This window comes from Microbacterium sp. (genome assembly GCF_031178525.1).
Lineage (GTDB): Bacteria > Actinomycetota > Actinomycetes > Actinomycetales > Microbacteriaceae > Microbacterium.
The window spans coordinates 1-2,358 of the sequence record NZ_JAPSJA010000337.1; the positions used below are offsets into that span (position 1 = coordinate 1).

The 2,358-nt window shown below is 70.1% G+C and carries 4 protein-coding genes; all 4 read right to left on the minus strand.

The genetic code is table 11. The features are described 5' to 3' along the window. A partial coding sequence (locus RIF89_RS14040; protein WP_375294488.1) for a motility protein A occupies nucleotides 1-430 on the minus strand: 430 nt, incomplete at its 3' end. After that, nucleotides 430-660: a flagellar FlbD family protein gene (locus RIF89_RS14045; protein WP_309069699.1), complete on the minus strand. Its 231-nt coding sequence runs from the start codon at nucleotides 658-660 to the stop codon at nucleotides 430-432. The genes RIF89_RS14040 and RIF89_RS14045, both read right to left, overlap by 1 nt. A gap of 202 nt (nucleotides 661-862) precedes the next feature. Next, complete coding sequence (locus tag RIF89_RS14050) at nucleotides 863-2,023, minus strand: flagellar hook protein FlgE (protein WP_309069700.1); 1,161 nt, start codon at nucleotides 2,021-2,023, stop codon at nucleotides 863-865. Nucleotides 2,024-2,064: 41 nt separating this feature from the next. After that, nucleotides 2,065-2,358 (minus strand): flagellar hook capping protein (locus tag RIF89_RS14055; RefSeq protein ID WP_309069701.1); only part of this gene is annotated, 294 nt, incomplete at its 5' end.

Consider the following 2,358-nt stretch of genomic DNA (forward strand, 5'->3'; position numbering starts at 1 on the left):
GCGACGCCGTGCGGTTGCGCGCCGCGGTCGAGGCGATCTCGTCCTCGAGCACGATGCGCAGCTCTTCGGCGTCGGTGCCGTCCGCGATGCTCTGCAGCGCCTGCCGCACGAACGGGTCGTCGGCGTCCGGCACGAGCTGCTCGAGGGACAGCAGGCCCTCGGCTCGCGCCTTCTCCGCGTACTCGACGATCTGATCGATCATCGCGGCGGCGGTGCGCCGGTCGCCGCGGATCGCCCGCGGCAGCGCCCGGAACGAGACGAGGGCGTCGCGCAGCGTGGCGCTCGCGATGCCCACCGCGATCGTGCCGCCGAAGACGAGGATCATCGGCGCCGGCAGGAACAGGGCGCTCAGGCTCGCGTGCTCGAGCGTGATCATCGCGTACAGCGAGCCGAACGCGAGCACGAGGCCGAGGAGGAATGCGGGATCCATCAGGCGATCACCCCCGCGACGTCGGCGGAGCGCCGAGCGTCGGCGGCCGAGGCGAGCACGCGGGCTCGGAAGTCCGTGATGCGGTCGATGACGTCGTCCATGGTCTCGAGGACGACGAAGGTGGCCCCGTCCACCATGATCAGCGTGGTGTCGGGCGAAGCGTGGATCCGTTCGATGAGGTCCGGATTCACCGCGAACCGAGTGCGGTTCAGGCGCGTGACGACGATCATGGCTCCATCCTGGAAATGCCGGTGGCGATCCGTGCGGCTCGCCGGGCCGGTCTGCGATCCACGCGGATCGCGATTACCGCGCCCCGTCCTGGGTCGCGGATGCGACAACCCGTCCTGGGCTGTCACAGGTGACTGTCGGCCGCTCGACCCGCGAGGTTAGGCGGGCCGAGCGGCCGATGTGTCTGCGGACGCGCCGCGTGCGTCAGCGCTTGAGGTTCGTGAGCTCCTGCAGCACCTCGTCGCTGGTCGTGATGATGCGCGCGTTGGCCTGGAAGCCGCGCTGGGCGACGATCAGGTTCGTGAACTCCTGCGAGAGGTCGACGTTCGACATCTCCAGGGCACCGCTGATGAGCGACCCCATGCCGTCGACGCCCGCCTCGCCGATCGCCGGCTGACCCGAGTTGACCGTAGGACGGTACTGCGAGGATCCGGCCTTCTCGAGACCCTCGGGGTTGATGAACGTCGCGAGGGCCACGCGGGCGAGCACCTGCGTCTGCCCGTTGCTGAACGTGCCGACGAGGCTGCCGTCCTCGGACAGCGCGTACGACTGCAGGGTGCCGGCCGCGCGACCGTTCTGGCCGCTGATGGTGACCGTCGAGAGCTCGGCGAAGCCGCTGAGCGCGGTCATGTCGATCGTGATCGGCCCGGCGGTGAGCGTGCCGCCGCCCGAGAGTTCGCCGTCGGTGAACGTCAGGTCGGCGGTCGCGCCGCCGTCGGTGGCGACCGACCAGCCGGTGGCCGTGCGCGTGAAGGTCAGCGACAGCGTGTCGGGCGTGCCCTCGTCGTCGTAGACCGTCACGTCGCGCACCAGTTCCTCGCCGACCTCCGCGTCCGAGGGCAGATTGCCCGTCACGCGCGCGGTCGTCGTGGCGGCGGGCGGCGACACGGCGCCCACGGGGAGCGTGATCGTGCCCACCGTGGCGCCGGGGTTGATGACGCCGTTCTGTGCGCTCCATCCCTGCACGAACGCGCCGTCGGACGTGACCATCCGGCCCTGCGCGTCGAACTTGAACGCGCCGTTGCGGGTGTAGGCGGTGTCGGCCCCCGAGCGCACGACGAAGAACCCGTCGCCCGCGATCATCAGGTGGGTGGGAACGCCGGTGGACTGCGCGGCGCCCTGCGCGAAGTTGGTCGAGACGCTCGCGACCTGCACGCCGAGGCCGACCTGGGCGGGGTTGCTGCCGCCGGTCTGCTCCTGCGGGAGGGTGGAGTTGCGCACGAGCTGGGACAGCGTGTCCTGGAACTCGACCGACGAGCCCTTGAACGCGGTGGTGTTGACGTTGGCGATGTTGTTGCCGGTGACGTCGAGCATCGTCTGGTGCGAGCGGAGACCCGAGATGCCGGAGTAAAGGGCGCGGAGCATGCTGGCTTCTTTCGTGTGAGGCGGGAAAGGTCGTGAGGAGGTCAGGCGTTCGTCGCGGGGGCGACGACGCCGGCGATGGCGTCGAGCGGCACGGACACGTCGCCGAAGAGCACCTGCGGCGTCGCGCCGGTGAAGGACACGGACGTGACGGTGCCGGTGTGCGCCTCGCCGTCGGCATCGAGGTAGGTGGCCTGGCGGCCCACGAGATCGGCGGCGGTCTGTCGCATCGTGAGCGCGAACGTCTCGGTCGACGTGGCGGCCATGGCGGTGAGCTGCTCCATCGAGGCGAGCTGCGTGGTCTGCGCGATCATCTCGTTCGTGTTCATTGGCGAGCT

Coding starts and splice junctions, on each gene's coding strand:
- RIF89_RS14045 (WP_309069699.1), bottom strand. CDS start 660: ATGATCGTCGTCACGCGCCTGAACCGCACTCGGTTCGCGGTGAATCCG.
- RIF89_RS14050 (WP_309069700.1), bottom strand. CDS start 2,023: ATGCTCCGCGCCCTTTACTCCGGCATCTCGGGTCTCCGCTCGCACCAG.